At 59.1% G+C, this 22,296-nt stretch carries 21 protein-coding genes; 11 read left to right on the forward strand and 10 right to left on the reverse strand.

The window, feature by feature from the left end; translation table 11 throughout:
* The first annotated feature begins 120 nt into the window (after positions 1 to 120).
* Together MDG893_RS06535 and MDG893_RS06540 are read left to right on the forward strand one after the other, a co-directional pair.
* On the forward strand, positions 121 to 357 hold the full coding sequence (locus tag MDG893_RS06535) for a DUF1653 domain-containing protein (protein WP_007152951.1): 237 nt from the start codon (positions 121 to 123) through the stop codon (positions 355 to 357).
* A 106-nt stretch (positions 358 to 463) separates the two neighbouring features.
* A complete protein-coding gene (locus MDG893_RS06540; RefSeq protein ID WP_007152952.1) occupies positions 464 to 1,786 on the forward strand; it encodes a Na+/H+ antiporter family protein in 1,323 nt (440 codons plus the stop codon).
* A gap of 351 nt (positions 1,787 to 2,137) precedes the next feature.
* Here the strand turns inward: MDG893_RS06540 and MDG893_RS06545 are convergent, their stop codons facing one another.
* A complete protein-coding gene (locus MDG893_RS06545) occupies positions 2,138 to 2,386 on the reverse strand; it encodes a YheV family putative zinc ribbon protein (protein ID WP_007152953.1) in 249 nt (82 codons plus the stop codon).
* A gap of 61 nt (positions 2,387 to 2,447) precedes the next feature.
* Positions 2,448 to 4,493 (reverse strand): oligopeptidase A, encoded by a 2,046-nt coding sequence (prlC, locus tag MDG893_RS06550; RefSeq protein WP_007152954.1) that lies wholly within the window; start codon positions 4,491 to 4,493, stop codon positions 2,448 to 2,450.
* A gap of 208 nt (positions 4,494 to 4,701) precedes the next feature.
* On the opposite strand from prlC, the gene MDG893_RS06555 reads away from it, so the two are divergent.
* The 3 genes from MDG893_RS06555 (at position 4,702) to MDG893_RS06565 (ending at position 7,550) form a co-directional block, all read left to right on the forward strand.
* Positions 4,702 to 5,238 carry a gamma carbonic anhydrase family protein gene (locus MDG893_RS06555; protein WP_007152955.1) on the forward strand — a complete coding sequence of 179 codons (537 nt, stop codon included), beginning with the start codon at positions 4,702 to 4,704 and terminating at the stop codon, positions 5,236 to 5,238.
* 105 nt (positions 5,239 to 5,343) lie between these two features.
* Positions 5,344 to 6,963, forward strand: a complete 1,620-nt coding sequence (locus tag MDG893_RS06560; protein WP_007152956.1) for an alkaline phosphatase family protein — start codon at positions 5,344 to 5,346, stop codon at positions 6,961 to 6,963.
* Positions 6,964 to 7,094: 131 nt separating this feature from the next.
* The gene (locus MDG893_RS06565; RefSeq protein ID WP_007152957.1) at positions 7,095 to 7,550 is read left to right on the forward strand and encodes an Hsp20/alpha crystallin family protein; all 456 of its coding nucleotides are present in this window, start codon (positions 7,095 to 7,097) and stop codon (positions 7,548 to 7,550) included.
* Between the two features lie 31 nt (positions 7,551 to 7,581).
* Here the strand turns inward: MDG893_RS06565 and MDG893_RS06570 are convergent, their stop codons facing one another.
* From MDG893_RS06570 to MDG893_RS06605, 8 genes are all read right to left on the reverse strand, one after another.
* Positions 7,582 to 7,899 carry a PA4642 family protein gene (locus MDG893_RS06570; RefSeq protein WP_007152958.1) on the reverse strand — a complete coding sequence of 106 codons (318 nt, stop codon included), beginning with the start codon at positions 7,897 to 7,899 and terminating at the stop codon, positions 7,582 to 7,584.
* A 146-nt stretch (positions 7,900 to 8,045) separates the two neighbouring features.
* A complete protein-coding gene (locus MDG893_RS06575; protein ID WP_007152959.1) occupies positions 8,046 to 8,879 on the reverse strand; it encodes a flagellar motor protein MotB in 834 nt (277 codons plus the stop codon).
* A 3-nt stretch (positions 8,880 to 8,882) separates the two neighbouring features.
* Entirely contained in the window at positions 8,883 to 9,656 is a 774-nt protein-coding gene (locus MDG893_RS06580; protein WP_007152960.1) for a motility protein A, read from the reverse strand.
* An 84-nt stretch (positions 9,657 to 9,740) separates the two neighbouring features.
* Positions 9,741 to 10,568 (reverse strand): shikimate dehydrogenase, encoded by an 828-nt coding sequence (gene aroE / locus MDG893_RS06585; protein ID WP_007152961.1) that lies wholly within the window; start codon positions 10,566 to 10,568, stop codon positions 9,741 to 9,743.
* Positions 10,561 to 11,499: an oxygen-dependent coproporphyrinogen oxidase gene (hemF, locus tag MDG893_RS06590; RefSeq protein WP_007152962.1), complete on the reverse strand. Its 939-nt coding sequence runs from the start codon at positions 11,497 to 11,499 to the stop codon at positions 10,561 to 10,563. Before hemF ends, aroE begins: the two co-directional genes overlap by 8 nt.
* A gap of 8 nt (positions 11,500 to 11,507) precedes the next feature.
* Positions 11,508 to 12,083 carry an L-threonylcarbamoyladenylate synthase type 1 TsaC gene (tsaC, locus tag MDG893_RS06595; protein WP_007152963.1) on the reverse strand — a complete coding sequence of 192 codons (576 nt, stop codon included), beginning with the start codon at positions 12,081 to 12,083 and terminating at the stop codon, positions 11,508 to 11,510.
* A gap of 26 nt (positions 12,084 to 12,109) precedes the next feature.
* A complete protein-coding gene (gene dprA, locus MDG893_RS06600; RefSeq protein WP_007152964.1) occupies positions 12,110 to 13,276 on the reverse strand; it encodes a DNA-processing protein DprA in 1,167 nt (388 codons plus the stop codon).
* A 130-nt stretch (positions 13,277 to 13,406) separates the two neighbouring features.
* Complete coding sequence (locus tag MDG893_RS06605) at positions 13,407 to 14,423, reverse strand: LysM peptidoglycan-binding domain-containing protein (protein ID WP_007152965.1); 1,017 nt, start codon at positions 14,421 to 14,423, stop codon at positions 13,407 to 13,409.
* A gap of 374 nt (positions 14,424 to 14,797) precedes the next feature.
* Between MDG893_RS06605 and def the strand changes: the two genes are divergently transcribed.
* The 6 genes from def (at position 14,798) to glyS (ending at position 22,258) form a co-directional block, all read left to right on the forward strand.
* Positions 14,798 to 15,301: a peptide deformylase gene (def, locus tag MDG893_RS06610; protein ID WP_007152966.1), complete on the forward strand. Its 504-nt coding sequence runs from the start codon at positions 14,798 to 14,800 to the stop codon at positions 15,299 to 15,301.
* A 77-nt stretch (positions 15,302 to 15,378) separates the two neighbouring features.
* Positions 15,379 to 16,314: a methionyl-tRNA formyltransferase gene (gene fmt / locus MDG893_RS06615; RefSeq protein WP_007152967.1), complete on the forward strand. Its 936-nt coding sequence runs from the start codon at positions 15,379 to 15,381 to the stop codon at positions 16,312 to 16,314.
* Positions 16,315 to 17,616, forward strand: a complete 1,302-nt coding sequence (gene rsmB, locus MDG893_RS06620) for a 16S rRNA (cytosine(967)-C(5))-methyltransferase RsmB (RefSeq protein ID WP_007152968.1) — start codon at positions 16,315 to 16,317, stop codon at positions 17,614 to 17,616. It abuts the gene before it with no gap.
* Positions 17,613 to 19,016, forward strand: coding sequence for a Trk system potassium transporter TrkA (gene trkA, locus MDG893_RS06625; protein WP_007152969.1), 1,404 nt, complete (start codon positions 17,613 to 17,615; stop codon positions 19,014 to 19,016). Before rsmB ends, trkA begins: the two co-directional genes overlap by 4 nt.
* A gap of 126 nt (positions 19,017 to 19,142) precedes the next feature.
* On the forward strand, positions 19,143 to 20,168 hold the full coding sequence (gene glyQ / locus MDG893_RS06630; RefSeq protein ID WP_040474388.1) for a glycine--tRNA ligase subunit alpha: 1,026 nt from the start codon (positions 19,143 to 19,145) through the stop codon (positions 20,166 to 20,168).
* Positions 20,169 to 20,170: 2 nt separating this feature from the next.
* On the forward strand, positions 20,171 to 22,258 hold the full coding sequence (gene glyS, locus MDG893_RS06635; RefSeq protein WP_007152971.1) for a glycine--tRNA ligase subunit beta: 2,088 nt from the start codon (positions 20,171 to 20,173) through the stop codon (positions 22,256 to 22,258).
* Positions 22,259 to 22,296: the final 38 nt, after the last annotated feature.

The raw sequence follows: 22,296 nt of genomic DNA on the forward strand, positions 1-22,296 counted from the left end.
CGATTCCAACAGTCAGTCCCAATGCCTCCCTGCACTTACTTCCTGACAGTCTAGACCTTTATAGGGAGTAAGTCCGCCCCAAAAAATGCGTAGCAATCAAATACGTATGGAGAGAACACGATGACCGATAAAAAACCAGAACTACGCCCCGGCCGTTACCGCCACTACAAAGGCAGGGATTATGACGTCATCGGTGTGGCCCATCATAGCGAAACCGAGGAACCGATGGTCGTTTACCGCTGCCTGTACGGTGACTACAGCCTATGGGTACGACCATTGGCGATGTTCCAGGAAACGGTGGAAGTTGCTGGCGAGGATGTTCCCCGGTTTACCTACGTGGCGGACGATCACCGGTAAGCACGATTTTTGACTGCAGCACGCGTTTCCGGCACATTAGCGCGCTTTCCTGAACCGCCCCACCTCAGGGGCGCTGAAAGCCATCCCCGACATCCCGGAGTTTGCCATGAATGCCGTTGTTGCTGCGGTAGTAATCATGCTCGTGCTGAGCTTGTGCCGCATCCACGTTGTTGTTGCCCTGATCATCGGTGCCGTCGCCGGCGGACTGATCAGCGGCCTGTCGCTGGACGCCACCATTGCCGCGTTTAACGAGGGCCTGGGGGGCGGCGCCACCGTCGCCCTGTCCTACGCCACCCTCGGTGCCTTCGCCGTTGCCATCGGCAAATCCGGCCTTGCCCATGCCCTGGCCGACAAAGCCCTGAACCTGGTGGGCCGGCAGGATGACGGCAAGGCCGCTGGCGGAATCCGCCTGCTGATCGTTGGCCTGCTGCTGGCCATCGCCATGTCGTCCCAGAATATCCTGCCGATTCACATCGCTTTCATCCCATTGGTGGTGCCCCCGCTGCTGTATGTGATGGCCAAACTGAACATGGACCGACGTCTGGTGGCCTGCGTGCTGACGTTCGGCCTGATCACACCCTACATGTTCCTCCCTGTAGGCTTTGGCGGTATCTACCTGAATGAAATCCTGCTGGCGAATGTCGGTGAGAACGGCATCGACGCCACGGATCTCAATGTCATGTCCGCCATGGCCCTGCCCGCACTTGGCATGCTCTGTGGTCTTCTCGTTGCCGTCTTTTTCAGCTACCGCGGCGAGCGTCACTACAACCTGGACGCCATTGCCCGCACCGAGCGGGTGGATGTGACCTACAACGGCGGCACGCTGCTCATGGCCCTGGTCGCCATCGTGGCGGCGTTCGTGGTTCAACTGTGGTTGGGTTCGATGATCCTCGGGGCGCTGGCTGGCTTTGTACTGTTCAACCTGTCCGGGGTGGTGAAATGGAAGGAAGCCGACGACCTGTTCACCGAAGGCATGAAGATGCTGGCAATGATCGGCTTCATCATGATCGCCGCTTCGGGCTTTGCGGAAGTCATGCGTGAAACCGGCGACATCGCCACCCTGGTGGAAGGCTCCGTGTCCGCCATCGGCGACAACAAGGCCCTCGCCGCGCTGCTGATGCTGGTGGTGGGCCTGCTGATCACCATGGGCATTGGCTCGTCGTTCTCCACCATTCCCATCATCGCCGCCCTGTATGTGCCGCTGGCCCTGGAACTGGGCTTCAGCCCCCTGGCCATCGTGGCCCTGGTGGGCACTGCCGGTGCCCTGGGCGATGCCGGCTCCCCGGCATCGGACTCCACCCTCGGCCCCACCGCCGGCCTGAATGTCGACGGCCAGCACAACCACATCTGGGATACGGTGGTGCCGACGTTCCTGCACTACAACCTGCCGTTGTTGGGCTTTGGGTGGTTGGCGGCTATGGTTCTTTAGGATTTGGAGTTATCTGCTTTTTGTAGCCTGCTTGGATTGGGGCTGCGAGGGGGCAGGGGGAGTTTTCACTCTTGAAATGGAACTCGCTTCGCTCAGACACCCATTTCTGGCGAGTAAAAATCCCCCTACCCCCTCACGAAGGAACCACCAGAGTATCGCCGAGTACACACAACACTTGATTGTTTTTCCATGCGATACCTCTGTGGTTTAAACCGGAGGGTGTTGGGGTGCTTTCTGCCGGGAAAAAGGTGTCTGAGCGCAGCGAGTTCTTTTTCCCAGAAGAAAGCACCACGACGCCGTCCAGGCCCCCACAAACCAGCAGGCTACAAAAAGAGGGCAAACTCCCGTCCGTCAGTCGTCCTTGGAAGAAAAGAACACCACCTGCTTAACGGTATGATCGTCTTCGTTGCCGAGCTTGTTCACCCGGGTTTCCAGTTCGGGATTAGTCGGCTCCGGGGTATCTGACACCGCATCCGTGAAACCGCAGGCCACGCACTCGCGAACCTGATCATCGTCGTCGGTGGTAAACATCATGATTTTGTCCATCTCCGCACAGCGGGGACAGACAGCGCCGGCGATAAAACGTTTGGGGGTCGCCATGGTTGAAACTCCAACAATTCCAGAACCCGGCCAGCCACAACACTGACCGGGTGATATCGGCTTAAGCCGCGTCTTCGGTGATACCCGTCTGTTTCAGCAGGGCACCCACCTCCGGTTCACGACCACGGAACGCCTTGAACAGTTCCATCGGCTCCTGGGAGCCGCCCTTTTCAAGGATGTTCTGCAGGAACGCCTTGCCGGTTTGCGGATCGAAGATACCCTTCTCCTCGAACAGCGAAAACGCGTCCGCTGCCAGCACCTCGGCCCATTTGTAGCTGTAATAGCCCGCGGCGTAACCGCCAGCGAAGATATGGGAGAAGCTGTTGGGGAAACGGTTGAATGACGGTGCTTCCACCACAGCGATTTCGCTCCGTACCGTACGATGCATGTCCAGCGGGTTGGTGGGGGCGTCCGGGGTGAATTCCGCGTGCAGGCGGAAGTCGAACAACGAGAACTCCAGCTGTCGCACCATCGCCATGCCGGACTGGAAGTTCTTGGCGGCCAGAAGTTTTTGCAGCAGGTCGTCTGGCAGCGGTTCACCGGTTTCATGGTGCGAGGCGATCAGGGCCAGGGACTCTGGATTCCAGCACCAGTTTTCCAGAAACTGGCTGGGCAGCTCAACGGCGTCCCAGGCAACGCCATTAATGCCGGAAACGTCCAGCACATCCACCTGAGTGAGCATGTGGTGCAGGCCGTGGCCGAACTCGTGGAACAGCGTGGTGACCTCGTCGTGGGTCAGCAGCGACGGCTTGCCGTTCACCGGCGGCGTGAAGTTACAGGTCAGGAAGGCCACTGGCAGTTGCAGCTGGCCACGCAGGTTGCGCCAACGCATCCGGCAGTCCGCCATCCAGGCGCCGCCACGCTTGCCCTGGCGAGCGTACAGGTCCAGGTAGAACCAGGCCAGGGGCTCGCCATTGCGGCTGATGCAATAGGCCGTGGCATCCGGATGCCAGGTTTCCACGTCCGGTTTGGCTTCAATCTGAACGTCAAACAGTTTCTCGGCCACGGCGAACAAGCCGGGCACCACTTTGTTCACCGGGAACCAGGGACGCAAGGTTTCCGGTGAGATGTCATACCTTTCCTGGCGCAGTTTTTCGCTGTAGTAGCCGATGTCCCAGGCCTGCAGGTCGTCAACACCGTGGGTGTCTTTGGCGAACGCCTTCAACTCGGCAAATTCCCGCTCGGCAATGGGTTTGGACTTGGCTGCCAGCTGGTTCAGGAAGTCCAGCACTTCGTCGACATTGCGGGCCATCTTGGTGGCCAGAGAACGCTCGGCGTAGTTGTCGAATCCGAGCAACTGAGCCATGGCGTGACGACGCTTGAGGATCTCCGCCATCACTGGCGTGTTGTCCCAGGTGCCGGCGTCCGGGCCCATGTCGGACGCACGGGTCACAAAGGCTTCGTAGACCTCACGACGCAGGTCGCGGTTGTTACCGTAGGTCATCACCGGGTAAAAACTGGGAAAATCCAGGGTGATCACATAGCCGTCCAGATCCCTCTGTTGCGCTGCCTGCTTGGCGCCATCGAGCGCGGTCTCAGGAACGCCCGCCAGCTCATCCACATCGGTGATGTGTTTGTACCAGTGTTGGGTGGCATCCAGAACGTTATCGCTGAAGCGGTTGGACAGTTCTGACAGCTCCATCGACAAGTTGGCGTACTGCTCCTTCTTTTCCTGGGGCAGATCGACACCACCGAGGTGGAAGTCCCGCAGGGTGTTGTCCACGGATTTACGCTGGGCTTCGCTGAGTTCGTTGAACTGGTCACTTGCTGCCAGCTTCTTGTAAGCCTCGCAGAGTTCAGCGTTCTGGCTCAGCTCGGTACTGTACTCGGTGAGCTTTTCCAGGCAGTTCTTGTACACCTTGCGCAGGTCGTCACTGTTCATCACGCCGTTCAGGTGGGAAATCACGGACCAGGCTCTTTCCAGCCGGTCTTCGGTTGCCTGCATCGGTTGCGCCAGGGTTTCCCACGAAGGTTCGTCCTGTTGCGCCAGCTGTGAGATTTTCACGCGGTTCTCGCTGAGAATCTGGTCGATTGCCGGTTCCATGTGCTCGGTGCGAACATGGTCAAACTTGGGCAACAGGTCGTCGGTCAATAACGGGTTATTCATAAGTCCCCTTCTCAGCCTTTAATTTGTCAGGTAGCTTCGAGTATTCAACATCGGGATAAGGCACCTGTGGGGAGGCCTTTCCAAAACACGCTCCTTCGGCACATCCATGTGACGTTTGGACTCCGCCATCCATGGGTCCGTACAGTTTTGGAAAGGCCTCCCCACAGGTGCCCCGAGCCTTCGGGTAAACGCTATATAGGTATATGTAATGTCGAATGTACGAACACACAAGGGTAACACGCCACAATTTGGAGAACGCGCCTGGATTGATCCCAGTGCGGTGGTCATCGGGGATGTCCAGACCGGAGACGATGTTTCCATCTGGCCAATGACAGTCGTGCGCGGTGACATGCACAAAATCCGCATCGGCAACCGCTGCAGCATCCAGGATGGGTCGGTGCTGCATATCACTCATGCCAGTGACTATAACCCCGGTGGCTATCCACTTCTGATCGGGGATGACGTAACCGTTGGCCACAAGGCGCTGCTGCATGGCTGTACGATTGGCAACCGGGTGCTGGTGGGCATGGGCTGCATCATCATGGATGGCGCCGTGGTGGAGGACGAGGTGATTGTCGCCGCTGGCTGCCTGGTGCCGCCAGGCAAGACGCTGGAGTCCGGTTACCTGTATGTAGGCTCACCCTGCAAACAGGCCCGGGCGTTGTCGGATCAGGAAAAGACCTTCTTCAAGTACACCGCGGCCAATTACGTCAAACTCAAGGACGACTACCTGTATGAGGTTTAATCCGGTGCTCCGATCCGAAGCCGCCAGCGCCGACGTATCTAACAGTGACGACGCCATGTCCTGAAGAGTGGCGGCTATTGGTCACCCCTTAGAAGGGATCTGTGCTTGACGCGACTCCTGTTCACGACGGTTCTGCTTAACGCCCTGTTTCTGGCGTTACTGATGCCTTATTACCCATGGATCCCGTGGATTGCGGCTGAGGCTGTTTTGTTGTGCGGGCTATTCGCAATACTGCCAGATGGCACCGGAAAGCGTCTCTGTGCGGCAGTTGTCGGTGGGCTTTACGGCATGCTGGCATTCTTTGCGCTGAGCGACCTTGTGGTCCGTGAAAGCCTTGGACGGCCTTTCAACCTCTATCTCGAACTCGGCGTGGCGGGCCCGGTTTTCGACCAGATGCACGGCAACTTGGGGATCCCACTGTCGTTGACGCTCGTCGCTCTGCTCCTGGCGACGTTTTTGGGACTGGCAATCTGTGTCAGCCGATTGTTGCTCCGTACAGGGTCCGGCGTCCCACGCGGCGCGGCAATGACACTTACCGCCCTGGGTGTCGTCACATTGGGTATCTCTCTCATCTCGCAGCCGTTCGCGGGCCTGAGTGCCGCCCGCACCGCAGCTCACCAGGTCAGGCTGGCCATTGACACCCACCAGTCGACAGCATCGTTCCGCCAACATCTGGAGGACAATTCGGCCGCTGTCCAGTCCACACCGCTGGCAGGGTTGGGGGAAACCGACGTCATACTGGGTTTCATTGAATCCTATGGCATTTCCGCGGTTGCTGACACTCGTTACGGTCCGTTGATCCGACCTCGTCTGACGCAAATGGAACAGACACTGGCTGACGCCGGTCTTCACATCGTCACGGGCCGCTTGCGCTCCCCGGTACAGGGTGGCCAATCCTGGCTGGCTCACACCACGTTGCTCAGCGGGCAATGGATCGATACCCAACTTGACTACGACATCTTTCTCGCCAGTGATTACCCCACGCTGATTGATGACCTGGGCGCTACCGGGCACGATACCGTCGCGGTTATGCCCGCTATCACCAGCGATTGGCCAGAAGGCCGTGCCTTTGGCTACAACCGAATATACCACTCCACCACCATGGACTACCGCGGGCCAGCTCTGAACTGGGTCACCATGCCGGACCAGTACACCTGGTCATGGTTCCAGCGCCAGATTCGGGAGCGCGCCGATCACACCCCGGTGTTCGCTGAAGTGGCCCTGATCAGCAGCCACGCGCCATGGGTCCCGATACTCCCGGTTCTGGACGATTGGGACAGCATTGGTGACGGAGAAACCTTTAACCGCTGGAAAGGTGCCGGCGAAGCACCCGCCAGCCTGTGGCGGGACCCCGAGCGCGTGCGCGATCACTATGCCCGCTCGCTGGACTATGCGCTGAACGTGGCCACTGAATACGCCAAACGCCATGTGGATAACAAAACCCTGCTGGTGCTGACAGGCGACCATCAGGCGGCCCCTTTGATCACCGGCGACGACGCCAGCCGCGACGTCATTGTTCATGTGATCAGCGCCGACCCCACAATGCTGGCGCCGTTTGTTGGCGGCGGTGATCAGGAAGGCCTACGCGGATTCCGTTGGGGCGCGCACCCTCACTCGGATCAGCAGGGACCTTCAATGGCCAGCTTCAGACCCTTTCTTCATCAGGCCTACAGCCCGCCCCGCATCCCGGTAAAAATTTCTGCTTCAGACACTATTGAAAAATAAGCGATCGATCCTACATTCGAAAATAGCAGAGGTTCACGGAAAACCATCCGGCTGGCGCCACCGGTATGGAGCTGTTCCGCGAGCGAAGCTGACATCAACGTGTGATTTCAGATTCGTAGGAGGGGTTTCATATGACCAACATTACTCGCTGGAATCCGGTCAACGAGTTCGAAGACCTGATTAACCGCTACAACCGCTACTTCGGCCTTGCCCGTGGCAATGGCGAGCGTGAGGGGAAAGACCTGTTCAGCCGCAGCGACTGGGCACCGGCTGTAGATATCCGGGAAACACCGGAAGCGTTCCGCATTGAGGCGGAACTGCCGGGCATGTCAAAGGATGATGTAAAAGTCACCGTGCAGGATGGCGTGTTGAGCATCCGGGGTGAGCGCAAGCAAGAGGAAGAAACCAACGACAGCAAACACCACCGCGTGGAGCGAATCTATGGCAGCTTCCTGCGCCGGTTCACCCTGCCGGAGAATGTGGATGAAAACAGTATCCGGGCCAACTTCAAGGATGGCATCCTTTCGCTGACGTTAACCAAGGCCGAGCCTGCCGAACCCAAGGCTATTGAGGTGGACGTCCAGTAAACCGTCGGGCCGCCAATGGCAGAGCCGGGGCTCAGCTCCCGGCCTCTGCCGTTGTTTTTGCGCCGGCTTTCCGAAGTGTCTCTGCGTATGCGGTGCTACGACGGTGCCGCGACACCAGGTCCAGGATGGTTTCACCGTTTTCATCAACTGCATTGAGGTCTCGGCCCGCTTCCACGAAGAAGCCGACGAAACGGTCAAAGTCTTCGGCAATCATCGCCTGGTAGGCCTTGATCAGCGCGTTGAAGTCAGGATTGATGTTGCTGTCGTAGGGCGTAATGGCCAGGAAGCTCTTTACCCGCTCATCACTCCATTCCTCGCCAATCACTTTCGGTTTGTCAGGTCCGCTCATAATCTCTCTGGCCTTTTCGTTACAGCTTTTTACAGCAAATAGTTACGACAAATGTGTTTGCGTTGGGCTGCACAGTATAAAGATCTAAAAGCGTCGGGGTTATATAAATTGACTATGAGGAGCTTCCCGGCAGGCATATGCGAACGTCACGGGTTAATTTCCACCGGTAACTGGTCCGTTTCCACGCTGTCGTCACATTGCGGGTTGCGGATGGCGATCTCCACCCTCCGGTTCTTGGCCCGGTTCTCCGGGCTGTCGTTGGGCACCAGCGGGTTGGTTTCCGCCCGGCCCGCCGCGACGACCCGCTCCGCCGGCACCTGACGATTCATTACCAGCTCGTGAACCACCGACACGGCACGTGCAGCAGACAGGTCCCAGTTGGAGCGATAGCGGCCACTGGCTATCGGGCGGTCGTCGGTGTAACCCGCGACCAGAACGTCACCGGTACAACCAGACAGGACCTCTACCACCCGCTCAATGATCGGCACCATTCCCGGCTTGATCGCCGCTTCTCCGGAGCGGAACGTGGCTTCCTCCGAAAACCGGATCACCACCCGGCTTTCATCGTAGTTGACGCTCAGTGCCTCCGAAGCCACTTCCGGTTCAAGCTCTTGGATCATTCGGCTGGCCAGATCGATCACACCCGCCGGAATTTTGGTCGGGGCATCCGCTTCCGCGCGTTCATCAATAAATTCGGGCTCGTCGGCCGCGGTCTCCATTGGCTCCGGAAGGGAAACCGTATCCGACTCAATCAGTGTCAGCGGCGAGCCCCCCACAGCATCACCAAGCACCTGGTTGCTGCCGAAAGCCACCGCCATGGAATTGGCCATGGCACGGTACTTCTCAACATCCATTTCCGCGAAGGACAGCAACAGGATAAAAAAGGTCAGCAGCAGGGTGGCCAGATCGGCAAAGGTGACGATCCAGGCCGGGGAGCCACGGCCATGCTTCTTCTTTTTGACGGGCTGGCGAACCACCAAAACCTATGCCTCCCGCTCCGGCGCAAGACCATTGCGATGCTCCGGCGTTACAAAGGAAGACAGCAGTTCGGTCATCACCCGGGGATTCTCGCCGCGCATGATCGTGCGCATCGACGTGGTGATCAGAACCTGGTTGCGCGCCTCATCTTCGGCCTTGAGCTGCAGCTTGTCGGCCAGGGGCAGGGCAATCAGCTGGGCGATGAAGGCGCCATAAAGCGTGGTCAGCAGGGCGATCGCCATGGCCGGGCCAATGGAGGACGGATCATCGAGGGTGTTGAGCATCTGCACCAGGCCCACGAGTGTGCCCAGCATACCGATGGCCGGGGCGGATTCACCAATACCGCGAAATACCCGTTCGGAGACTTCGTAACGTTCGGCAGTCTGCTGGGTTTCCTGGGCCAGAGCTTCTTCAACCAGCTCCGGCGGGTGGCCGTCCACGCACAGATTGATGGCTTTCTGAAGGAACTCGTTATTGGTGGTGTGGTTTTCCAGGCCCAGAATACCTTCCTTGCGAACGACAAGAGCCAATGTGCCAACTTCGCGGATCAACTCCGCCGGCCGTTCGACGCGATCCTTGAATGCCGCTGAAAACGCCAGCCTGAAAGCACTCATCACCGAAGGCAGACGGAACTTGATCAGGGTGACGGCAAAAGTGCCACCCAGCACAATCGCCAGCCCCGGAAGGTTGAAAAAGGTCAGTATCGACGCGTTGGCCAGCATCGCAAGTAATACAATCAGTACACCTGCCACCAGCCCGACAAGGGTGAGTATATCCATCAGAGACCTTAAATCAGCGATTAATCAACGATCTTCGGGAACCGTTTACACCTGCGAAGCATAGCCCATTCGTCCGGGTTGGGCTCAGCCGTTTCGCAATTTTTCAATCACCGGGCGGGTGTCCGGGGTTTTTCCACGCCATATCCGGAACGACTCCGCCGCCTGTTCCACCAGCATGCCCAGGCCGTCGAACACCCGGGTGGCTCCCTGGTCCAGTGCCCACTGGTTGAACGTGGTGGTCTGCAGAGAATACATCATGTCGTAGATCACCGTGTCGGCACCGATCACAGTTGCGGAAACCGGTGGCAAATCTCCCTGCAGGCTGGCGCTGGTGCCGTTGATGATAACGTCGAAAGCGTCGGCGGGCTGCTCAAACCCACAGGCCTCCAGGTGCGTATCGCCGGCCACGGATTCAAAGAAACTGACCAGGCCCTCGGCTTTTACCAGGGTGCGGTTGGCTATCGTCAGGGCGGCGGGTTCTTCAGCAAGAATCGGCCCCAGAACACCACGAACCGCCCCGCCTGCGCCCAGTACCAGCAGGCGTTTACCCGCCAGGCGAACGCCATGGTTAACCATCAGGTCGGTAACCAGTCCTTTACCATCGGTGTTATCAGCGGTAAGTGAGCCTTTACTGTCTTTGTAGAGCGTATTCGCCGCACCTGCTCGCTCGGCGCGCTGGGTTCGCAGGTCCGCGAGCTGCCAGGCCTGCTCCTTGAAAGGCACGGTGATATTCAACCCCTTGCCACCGCGTTCGAAAAAGCCTTTGACGGTACCCTCGAAATCGTCTTCTGGCGCCTGTATGGCCGTGTATTCCAGCTGCTCGCCGGTCTGGCGGGCAAACAGGCTATGAATGCGGGGGGATTTGCTGTGACTGATCGGATTGCCCACTACGGCGTAAAGATCGTTATGCATCGACATTCTCCAGCCAATCCCGTCCAGTAAGAAAATAGTCCGTCAGCCGGGCCTCTTCCGAGCCAGTCTCAGGCACGAAGGCATACTCCCAGCGCACCAGCGGAGGCAGCGACATCAGGATGGATTCGGTACGGCCACCGGACTGCAGGCCAAACAGGGTGCCCCGGTCGTACACCAGGTTGAACTCCACGTAACGGCCGCGGCGATATAGCTGGAAATCACGCTCACGCTCGCCCCAGTCCATCGCTTTTCGGCGCGCGACAATGGGCTCATAGGCCTCGATGAAGCTGTCGCCAACGGACTGCATCAAGGCAAAATCACGACCAAAGTCCCCGGTATTGTGGTCGTCAAAGAACAACCCTCCCACGCCCCGGGGCTCGTCCCGGTGTTTGAGGTAAAAATAGTTGTCACACCAGTGCTTGTACTCACGATAGAGTTGGTCGCCGAAAGGATCACAGGCGGCTTTCGCGACCCGGTGCCAATGGACGCAATCCTCGTCGAAGCCGTAATAGGGCGTAAGATCATAGCCCCCGCCAAACCAATAGACCGGCTCTGCATCCTCGGGGGTCGCAACGAAGAAACGGACGTTGGCGTGGGACGTGGGTACGTAGGGGTTCGAAGGGTGCATAACCAAAGACACCCCCATGGCTTGCCAGGGCGCACCCGCCAGGTGGGGCCGATGCGCGGTGGCTGACGCGGGCATGGTCTCGCCCATCACATGGGAGAAGTTTACACCGCCTTTCTCGAACACCCCACCGTCGCTGATCACCCGGCTGATGCCGCCCCCGCCTTCGGGCCGGTCCCAGGTATCGGTTTCAAAAACGCCCCTGCCATCGACCGCTGCCAGCCGTTCGCAGATCCGATCCTGCAGGCCAAGCAGGTACTGCTTCACGGCATGGGGTTCGGGGTGCTGAATAGGATGTTGAGACATGGGAACTCCTAGCGCAGTTGCTTTCCGCTGACGATATCGATGATACGGCTGGGTTGACGGTTACCGCCCAGTTCTCCCGGCACCAACCAGTCCAGTTCGCCCTCGAAGTAACGACGCACCTGCCAGGAAGTCCGGGCCGGCTGGCGTCCTGCCGGATTACAGGAGGTTGAGACCAGGGGAAAGCCGGCCGCCTCGCACAGGGCGCGCACAACCGGATGGTCACTGACCCTGACGGCAATGGAGCTGTGACGCCCCCGAACCTGTTGTGGGATTTGCTGGCGAACATCCGGCAGAAGACAGGTAACCGGGCCGGGCCAATGACTCATCGCCTGGCGCTGTTGCTCCTTCGGCAACGGGTCGAGCAGGAACCGTATCTGATCGACAGACGCCGCCACAAGGATCAGTCCTTTCTCCATCGGACGCTGCTTGAGCGACAGGACTCGTTCAACGGCTTCCTGATCCCAGGGATCACAACCCAGCCCCCAAACGGCTTCCGTGGGATAGGCAATAACACCGCCACCCAAAACGGTGCGGCGGGCGCAATGAAGGTGCCAGTCAGACAAAGGTTGTTGTGGTGATTTCATGAAGTCTTCAAGTCTTTATACGTGGCTCAGCCAATCCGTTGAAACCCTCCCGGTGCAGAATCCACCAACCCCTGTAACTCCAGGAGAAGCAGCGACTGCATCAACTGATCGGCGGGAAGGCCGGTCACTGAACACAGATCATCGGTTGATTGCGGATCATACCCTAAAGCCTCCAGCACCGCGATTTCCCGAGAGTCCAGGCCTTCGATCGCTGGCCTTTTCATGACCACCGAAGAGGGATCGCCCTCGTTCTGGCCCGTCCACCAGCCGCCCAGTTCCTCACAGATATCGTCCACGGTTTCCACCAGCTTCGCACCCTGGCGTATCAGGTGATGGCAACCACGGGCCAGGGGATTGTGGACCGAGCCAGGAATGGCAAACACCTCCCGCCCCTGCTCCAGCGCCAGGCGGGCGGTGATAAGGGAACCGCTTTTCAGTCCCGCCTCTACCACCAGGATACCGCGACTAAGGCCGCTGATAATCCGGTTTCGGCGGGGGAAGTGGCCCGCCTTGGCGGACGTGCCCGGCGGGTATTCGGACACAATCACCCCCTCACCGGCAATACGCTCACTGAGCGTGCGATGACGATAGGGGTAGGGCTTATCAACACCGTTGCCAATTACCGCAACGGTCGGGAAGCCGGCATCCAGGGCGCCGGCATGGGCGGCGCCGTCCACCCCCAGAGCCAACCCGCTGGTTACCAACAAGCCTTTCTGACCCAGCGCCGCAGCAAAGCAACGGGCGTGCTCCAACCCGGCCCGGGTGGCATTGCGGCTACCCACAATACCGATCTGCTCGCGCCCCAGCAGGGAGCGATCGCCGCGCACATAGAGCACCAGTGGCCCGTCGTGAATATGCCTGAGGGGCTCGGGGTAGTCGGCATCGGCCATAGTCACGATGGCCGTGCCGGTCCTCAGGCAATTCCGGTATATGCCATCGGCGCTGGCGACCACAGGGTGAGCGCTATCCTGGCGGCGCCATGCCTCAAGAGCATCGATCGTTTCCGCCGCCAAACCCAGTGCTTTCAGCGTGGCTGCATTGTGGATCAGTAGTTGCTCGAACTCCGGAAGTTGTTCGAGGATCGCTTGCTGACGACGGGCTCCGAATTTCGGCAGACAGGACAGGAATATCCAGAATCCGTGTTCCGACTGGTACAGGTTCGGGACAGACAGGGGGTCGGTAGAGAGAGGCATGGCATCCTTCCGTGGATCAGGGTTGGGTATCGGGGCTTGCCATCCTGGCAGGCCGCAGGTGAATTATGCCATAAAAAAAGGAGCCGGCGATGGGCTCCTTTTCTACGGACCTTTTTACGTTGTTATCAGCTCAGGGGTTGGTGACCTTGTCACCCACCGACAACGGACGGGTAGCCTGCAGGATCAGGCCATAGCTCATTTTCTCGTAGGTCTGGAACACCATCATCAGCCCGGCGCGCTCGGAGGGCAGTTCAATGGTTTCATTGGTGATCGGGTCCCGAACCAGGTTGCCACTTTTCAGCACCGCCATGACATTACCCGGCTTCAGTCCTTCCCGCTCACCGCGGTTGATGGCCACCACGTCGAACTGCCCGATCTGGCTGACACCACCATCGACCGAAATCATCTGGGCCTCGATGTCACTGTCGGGAGAGCTGGGCACAAAACTGGTGGTGATGCGACGCTCTTCGCCAACCAACAGACGGTCCCCGATGCGAACTTCCTCGTTGGATTGCTTCAGTCGGAGTGTCAGAACGTCTTTATTCTCGGCAATGACTTCACCACGGGCGATACTTCGGGCTTCAAGACCGAGGAATTCACCGGTTTCCGGGTCACGGAATTCCTTGCTGCGGCGGAATACGCCCACATTGTCGGCCGGCTTCTCACCGCGAGCGTAGATTCGATCACCCGCGCCGGTAATAATCCGGCCGTCCTCACCCTCCAGCACGTAAGGCGCTCCATTGAGCTCTTCAACGTCAACAATACGGGTTTCGGTCAGGAAACTGCTGATCGCATCCAGGGGAATGGCGGGAATCGGCGTGTCGATGGGCTCAGAACGCACTTTTGGTGACAGCTTCACCACCCGGTCACTGGAAACCTTGGTAACACGGGGCTTACCGTCGATATAGACCAGTGCCAGCTCGTCACCCGGATAGATAAGGTGCGGGTTTGCAACCTGTGGATTCACGTGCCAGATTTCCGGCCAGTACCAGGGGTTATTCAGGAAGCGGGCGGAAATATCCCACAGGGTGTCACCCTTCACGACAGTGTAACGCTCGGGATGATCGGACCTCAGTTCCGGGGCGGCGTGGGCCCAGGAGGTTAGCAGCAGCATGCTTGCTGCCAGAGCGTACAGCAGTTTCCTCATTGTTTAAGTCCTTGATCGCGTGCCTTGAATCGATAGATTCTGTTCTTGGTATGCAGCCGGTACTCTGCCTTTTATACCACTACTATAGAAGATGTCTCGCAAATTGTGATGTTATCTTTTGTTCTTCCAGTAAATTCTACGCTAGAGCCGAAAGCTTTTGACTATCAACTGATCAGTTTGTACTCAATGAGCGAGTTGAGGGATAATAGCACCATAAACGGCAACAACCCGTTGAAACCGGCTCTTTCATCCCGATCATAATAGTCACGGGATGGAAAAATGCGCAGTACGCTGTCGCATTTCGGAGACAGTATTCACACCGTTACAAAAGATAACGGTGAAAGCCAGATTCAGACACCAAAAGTACGAGCGCCATGATACTAGATATTCTCGAATACCCGGATCCCCGCTTGCGCACCATTGCCAAGCCCGTGGACGAGGTGACAGACGAGACCCGCAAGCTGATCGACGACATGTTCGAGACCATGTACGATGCGCCCGGCATTGGCCTCGCCGCCACCCAGGTCAACGTGCACAAGCAAATCATCGTTATGGATCTGTCCGAGGACAAAAGTGAACCGCGGGTATTCATCAACCCGGAAGTGGAAGTGCTTGAGGGTGAGCTTGAGGAGATGCAGGAAGGCTGCCTGTCGGTACCGGGTTTCTACGAGGACGTCTCCCGTATTGAACACTGCATGATCAGGGCCATTGGCCGTGACGGCAAGCCGTTTGAAATCGAGGCTCGTGGCCTGTTGGCGGTGTGTATCCAACATGAGATGGATCACCTCAACGGCAAGCTGTTTGTGGACTACCTGAGTTCACTGAAGCGCACCCGTATTCGCAAGAAACTGGAAAAGCTTCACAAGAAAAGCGCCTGAAGCCGCCAAAACAGCGTAAATCGGGACCGGGTGAAAACCCGGTCTTTTCGTATTCAACGGACCAGGAAGCGATACCCGTGCGACTTGTTTTTGCCGGCACCCCGGAATTTGCAGCCACCGCGCTGAAATCACTGCTCACGACCCATCACCATGTGGTTGGCGTGTACTCCCAACCCGACCGACCCGCAGGCCGTGGCCGCAAACTGACACCCAGCCCGGTCAAACAGGTTGCTGTTGAGGCGGGCATTCCTGTGTTCCAACCAGAGTCCCTGAAATCGCCCGAAGCACAAGACGAGCTCCGCAGCCTTAACGCAGACGTGATGATCGTCGCGGCCTACGGCCTGATTCTGCCGCAGGTGGTGCTGGACCTTCCTCGTCACGGCTGCCTGAACATCCATGCCTCGTTGCTGCCTCGCTGGCGCGGTGCCGCTCCTATTCAGCGCGCGATTGCGGCGGGTGACCGGGAAACCGGCATTACCATCATGCAGATGGACGCTGGCCTGGACACCGGCGCAATGTTGCTGAAAGCCATTACCCCGATCGAAGAGGCCGACACCGGCGGCAGCCTTCATGACCGCCTGGCAGGCCTCGGTGGCGAAGCCATCGTTAAAGCACTGGAACAGCTTGAGAAAGGCGAGCTGCAGGGCGAGATCCAGGACGAGGCCCGGGCCTGCTATGCCCGTAAACTCAGCAAGGAAGAAGGGCACATCGACTGGACCCGGGACGCCCCCGCCATCAGCCGGCTGATTCGTGCCTTTAATCCCTGGCCGGGCACCTACACCGATCTGGAGGATCTGCGCATCCGCATTCATCAGGCGGAGATTCTGGACGACACCAGCGATAAACACCCGGGTACGGTGATCCGCCGTGATCGTACAGGGATCGACATTGCCTGCGGCCTGGAATCCCTGAGGATCACCCGTTTGCAGTTGTCCGGCTCGCGGCCACAATCGGTGAACGACCTGATCAACGGCGGCAAGGACATACTGATGCCCGGCCAGGAGCTGAACTGAATGAGCCAGCTGGGCCAGCCACTGCGGGCGGTTGCTGCCCGAGTTATGCAATCCGTTGAGAACGGCCAGTCGCTGTCCCAATGCCTGCCCCACGCCATGGGTGATGTGGCAGACAACGAACGACCACCACTACAGGCACTGTGTTATGGAACCTGCCGCTGGTTTCACCGGCTTGATGGCGAACTACAGGCGCGCCTGAATAAACCGCTGCGCAAATCCAACCGGGTGGTCCATCACCTGATGCTGGTGGCACTGTTCCAGCTTCGCTTCAGCCAGCAGGCCACCTACGCGATTCTGAATGAAACCGTGGAAGCCTGCCGCGCCCTCGACAAACCGCATCTGACAGGGCTGGTGAACGGCGTTCTGCGGGCTGCGGAGCGGGAAGGGGAGCCGCCCCTTGCCGACGAAGCGGGTCGTTTCAGCCATCCCCTCTGGATGCTTGAAAAGCTGCGCCATAACTGGCCCCACGACTGGCAGGCCATTCTCGAAACCAATAACACCCAGGCCCCCATGACCCTGCGGGTGAACGCCCTGCGCTTCAGCCGCGACGACTACCTGCAGCTGCTGTCCGATGCCGGCATCGACGCCAAAGCCACCCTGTTTGCGCCCCACGGCATCCAACTGACCGCCCCGGTGCCGGTAGACCTCCTGCCCTGGTTTTCCGAAGGCGCGGTCAGTGTGCAGGATGAAGCAGCCCAGCTCTGTACCACCCTGATGGACCTGGCGCCCGGCCAGCGGGTACTGGATGCCTGCGCCGCACCAGGAGGAAAAACCTGCGCTATCCTTGAAAGCTGCGGGGAACTTGAAGAAGTGGTCGCTATCGACGAATCCGCTGATCGACTGCCACGGGTGCAGGAAAACCTGGAACGGCTGGACCTGATGGCGACACTGAAACAGGCCGATGCCGCAGATATTGATCAGTGGTGGGACCGGAAGCCGTTCGATCGCATCCTGCTCGACGTGCCCTGCAGCGCCACCGGTGTGATTCGCCGCCATCCGGACATCAAGCTGCTGCGCCGGGAATCGGACATTGTCCCGCTCGCCAGCATTCAGTTGGGCCTGCTGGAGTCGATGTGGCAAGTGCTCGCGCCCGGAGGGCGCCTGGTCTATGCCACCTGTTCGGTGTTTCCGCAGGAGAATCACCGTATAATTCGTCGATTCCTGAAACAGCAGGACAACGCTGCGCTGGTGGAACCTGACGTCCTTTGGGGGCGCGATATGGAAACCGGCCGCCAGATGCTGCCCGTTCCCGAAAGCCACGATGGATTTTTCTACGCTGTACTGGAGAAACCCGAACCATGAAAATCCTGATTCTCGGTGCCGGCCAGGTGGGCGGGACCCTGGCAGAAAACCTTGCCAACGAAGCCAACGACATCACCGTGATCGACAGTGACAGTACCCGCCTGCGGGAGCTTCAGGATCGCCTGGATATTCGGACGGTCCAGGGCATGGCCTCCTTCCCCACGGTTCTGCGTCAGGCGGGCGCTGAAGATGGCGACATGGTCATCGCCGTGACCAACAGTGATGAGGTCAACATGGTGGCCTGTCAGGTCGCCAAGCTGTTGTACAAGACCCCGACAACCATCTGCCGGGTCAGGGCCAACGCCTATCTGGCAAAACCAGAACTGTTCTACCAGCGGGATCAGAAAAAGGATCTGGACAGCCTGCGGGGCTTCCCGATAGATGTTCTGATCAGCCCGGAGCACCTGGTCACCAAGCACATTACTCGACTGATCGAATACCCCGGCGCCCTGCAGGTACTGGAGTTTTCCAAGGGCCTTGTGCAGCTGGTCGCCATCCGGGCGACGGAAGGCGGCCCACTGGTTGGCCATGAGTTGTCGTACCTGCGCAGCCATATGCCCAAAATCGAAACACGGGTCGCCGCCATTTTCCGGAAGGATCGGGCGATTATGCCTCAGGGGGATACGGTGATCGAAGACGGCGACGAGGTTTTCTTCATCGCTGCCTCCGACCATATTCGCTCGGTGATGAGCGAGTTGCAGCCGCTGGAGAAACCCTACAAGCGAATCTTCATCTGTGGCGGTGGCAACATTGGCCAACGCCTGGCCCATACCCTCGAATCCCGCTACCAGGTGAAACTTCTGGAACGGGATCACGAACGGTGCGTCATGCTGTCGGAAAACCTTCGCAAAACCGTGGTGCTGGAGGGCAACGCCGCCAACAAGGACATTCTGCTGGAAGAGAACATCGAAAATACCGATGTCTTCTGTGCGGTCACCAACGATGACGAAGCCAACATCATGGCGTCACTGCTGGCCAAACGCCTGGGCGCCCGCAAGGTACTGACCCTGATCAACAACCCGGACTATGTTGACCTGATCCAGGGCGGCGACATTGATGTCGCTATTTCGCCCCAGCAAACCACCATTGGCAGCCTGCTTACCCACATCCGCCGCGGGGACGTAGTAAACGTTCACTCACTCCGTAGGGGCGCTGCCGAAGCCATTGAGGCCATTGCTCATGGCGACCACCGGTCCTCCCGGGTAGTGGGTAAGCGGCTTGACGAAATCAACCTGCCGGAAGGCACCACCATCGGCGCTATTGTCCGCCACAGCGAGGTCCTCATCGCCCACGACCACCTGCGGGTACAACCGGATGACCACGTTATCCTGTTCCTGGTGGACAAGTCGCGGGTACGCGATGTGGAGAAACTGTTCCAGGTGGGACTGACGTTCTTCTAGCGCAAAATCAATCGTCTGAACCTAACTTAGAAATACGCGATTGGCAGGCGTATAATGCCCCTTTTTTCGGAGTGCCCCGGCCGAATGCCCGGGCGCCACACACAGACTGACCAGCAGGCAAACGTCGTGACAGACAAGGCAACTTCCGCAAACACGCCGGATATCAAAACCTTCCAGGGCCTGATTCTCGCCCTGCAGAATTTCTGGGCGCAGCACGGCTGCGTAGTCCTTCAGCCCCTGGATATGGAAGTGGGTGCCGGCACCTTCCACCCGGCCACCTTCCTGCGCTCCATCGGCCCGGAAACCTGGAACGCCGCCTACGTTCAGCCCAGCCGTCGCCCCACCGATGGCCGCTACGGTGAGAACCCCAACCGCCTGCAACACTACTACCAGTTCCAGGTGGTGCTGAAACCGTCTCCGGACAACATTCAGGAGTTGTACCTGGATTCCCTGAAGGCTCTTGGGCTGGACCCGCTGGTACACGACATCCGTTTTGTCGAGGACAACTGGGAATCACCCACCCTCGGCGCCTGGGGCCTGGGTTGGGAAATCTGGCTGAACGGCATGGAAGTGACCCAGTTCACCTACTTCCAGCAAGTGGGCGGCCTCGAATGCTACCCGGTCACTGGCGAGCTCACCTACGGGCTTGAGCGCATTGCCATGTACCTGCAGGGCGTGGACAGTGTCTACGATCTGGTGTGGACCGAAGGCCCGGATGGTGTGGTCACCTACGGCGACGTGTTCCACCAGCAGGAGGTGGAGATGTCCACCTACAACTTCGAGCATGCCGACACCGAGTTCCTGTTTCACAGCTTCGACGTGCACGAACGCGAAAGCGCGCGCCTGATCGAAGCAGGCCTGGCATTGCCCGCTTATGAGCAAGTGCTCAAGGCATCACACACTTTCAATCTGCTTGACGCCCGGCACGCCATCTCCGTGACCGAGCGCCAACGTTTTATCCTGCGGGTTCGCACCCTGGCCCGGGCCGTTGCCCAGGCGTATTTCGACAGCCGCCGCAAGCTTGGCTTCCCGCTGGCACCGGACGCCCTGCGCAAAGAGGTATTGGCTGCCACCGAGGCCGCCGCCGAAAAGGCGAATGGCAAGAAGGGAAAGAAAGCGAACAAGGCTCAGCAGGAACAGGGGAACGCATAATCATGGCAACACAGGATTTTCTGGTCGAACTGGGCACTGAAGAGCTGCCTCCCAAGGCCCTCAAGCCACTGTCGGACGCGTTTACCCGTGGCATTACCCATGGCCTGGAAGAGGCCGGCATTCAATTCGGCAAGGTGGAAGCGTTTGCCGCTCCACGCCGGCTTGCCGTCAGGGTAAGGGACCTGGAAGACGCTCAACCGGACAAACCGGTGGAAAAACGCGGCCCGGCCGTGAAAGCTGCGTTCGACGATTCCGGCAACCCCACCCGGGCACTGACCGGCTTCGCCACTTCCCTGGGCGTGACACCAGACCAGCTCGACACCCTGGAAACCGACAAGGGCGCCTGGGTGGTCTATCGCACCATCGAGAAAGGCCGTCCCACCGTTGAACTGATGCCGGAACTGGTGGATCAGTCCCTGGCCGCACTGCCCATCCCCAAGCGCATGCGCTGGGGCGCGCACAGAACCGAGTTCGTACGTCCAGTACACTGGGCCATCCTCCTGTTCGGCAACAAGGTGATCGACACCCCGATTATGGGGCTGACCCCGGGCAACAAAACCCGTGGCCACCGGTTCCACTGCCCGAAATCGTTGATCGTGCCCACGCCCGGCGACTACGAAGTGGTGCTGCGCCAGGAAGGGTATGTGATCGCTGACTTCGCCGAACGCCGCGAGCAGATCCGTGATGGCGTCACCGCCATCGCCAAGAAGGAAGCAGGCGGCCAGGCGGTTATCGATGAAGACCTGCTGGACGAAGTCACCGCCCTCAACGAGTGGCCCGTTCCGCTCATGGGCCGTTTCGAGGAACGTTTCCTGGAAGTTCCCGCCGAGGCACTGATTTCCTCCATGAAGGAACACCAGAAGTACTTTCACGTGGTTTCCGCCGACGGCCGGATGCTGCCGCTTTTCATCACCGTCGCCAACCTGGAAAGCAAGGACCCGCAGCAGGTCATTTCCGGCAACGAAAAGGTCATTCGCCCACGCCTGTCCGATGCGGCGTTCTTCTATGACACTGACCGCAAAACCCGGCTGGAAGACCGCATCGACCAACTCAAGCCGATCGTGTTCCAGGACAAGTTGGGCAGCATTTACGACAAGTCCGTGCGGGTGGCCGCACTGGCGAAGAAGATCGCCGACGCCATTGGCAGCGACCCCGTTCTGGCCGAGCGCGCCGCCATGCTCGCCAAGACCGACCTGGTCACCGAGATGGTGCTGGAGTTCACTGACCTGCAGGGCATCATGGGCCAGTACTACGCCGCCAACGACGGCGAAAACGAAGACGTGGCCAGCGCCCTGAACGAGCAGTACATGCCCCGCTTTGCCGGTGACGACCTGCCCGCAACCCTGACGGGCTGCGCCGTGGCTATTGCCGACCGCATCGATTCCCTGGTGGGGCTGTTCGGTATCAACCAGCCACCGTCCGGTACCCGTGACCCGTTTGGGCTGCGTCGAGCTTCACTGGGCGTATTGCGCATCATCATCGAGCGGGAGCTGCCGCTGGACCTGCAAACCCTGTGCGAATGGGCGGTGGAGCAACACAACAGCTTCACCGAACCGAAAGTGGCCAACACGGTGGTGGACTACATGCTCGAGCGTTTCCGCGCGCATTATGAAGAGCAGGGCATCAGTGCCGAAGTCTACCTCGCCGTGCACGCCCGCCGTCCCACACGCCCGCTGGACTTTGACCGCCGGGTGAAAGCCGTGGAAGCCTTCCGCCAGCTGCCGGAAGCCCTCGCCCTGGCCGGCGCCAACAAGCGGGTGTCGAACATCCTTACCAAACAGGGTGGCGACAGCATTGGTGAAAGCATCGACAGCGAATTGTTACAGGACAAGGCTGAAATAACACTGGCCGACCAAATCCGCCAGCAGGCCGATAAGGCATTGCCGCTGTTCGAGAAAGGCGATTACGCCACCGCCCTGAGTTCCCTGGCCAGCCTGCGGGAGCCGGTGGATAACTTCTTTGATGAGGTCATGGTGATGGCCGACGACGAGGCCGTTCGCAATAACCGCCTGGCCATGCTCAACCTGCTGAGAAACCTGTTCCTGCGGGTGGCGGATATCTCGGTTTTGCCCACTGCCAGTGGGCAGTGAAAATCATACGGGGGCTGGTAAATAACCAGCCAATCCGT

The organism is Marinobacter algicola DG893 (genome assembly GCF_000170835.1).
GTDB classification, from domain to species: Bacteria; Pseudomonadota; Gammaproteobacteria; order Pseudomonadales; family Oleiphilaceae; genus Marinobacter; species Marinobacter algicola.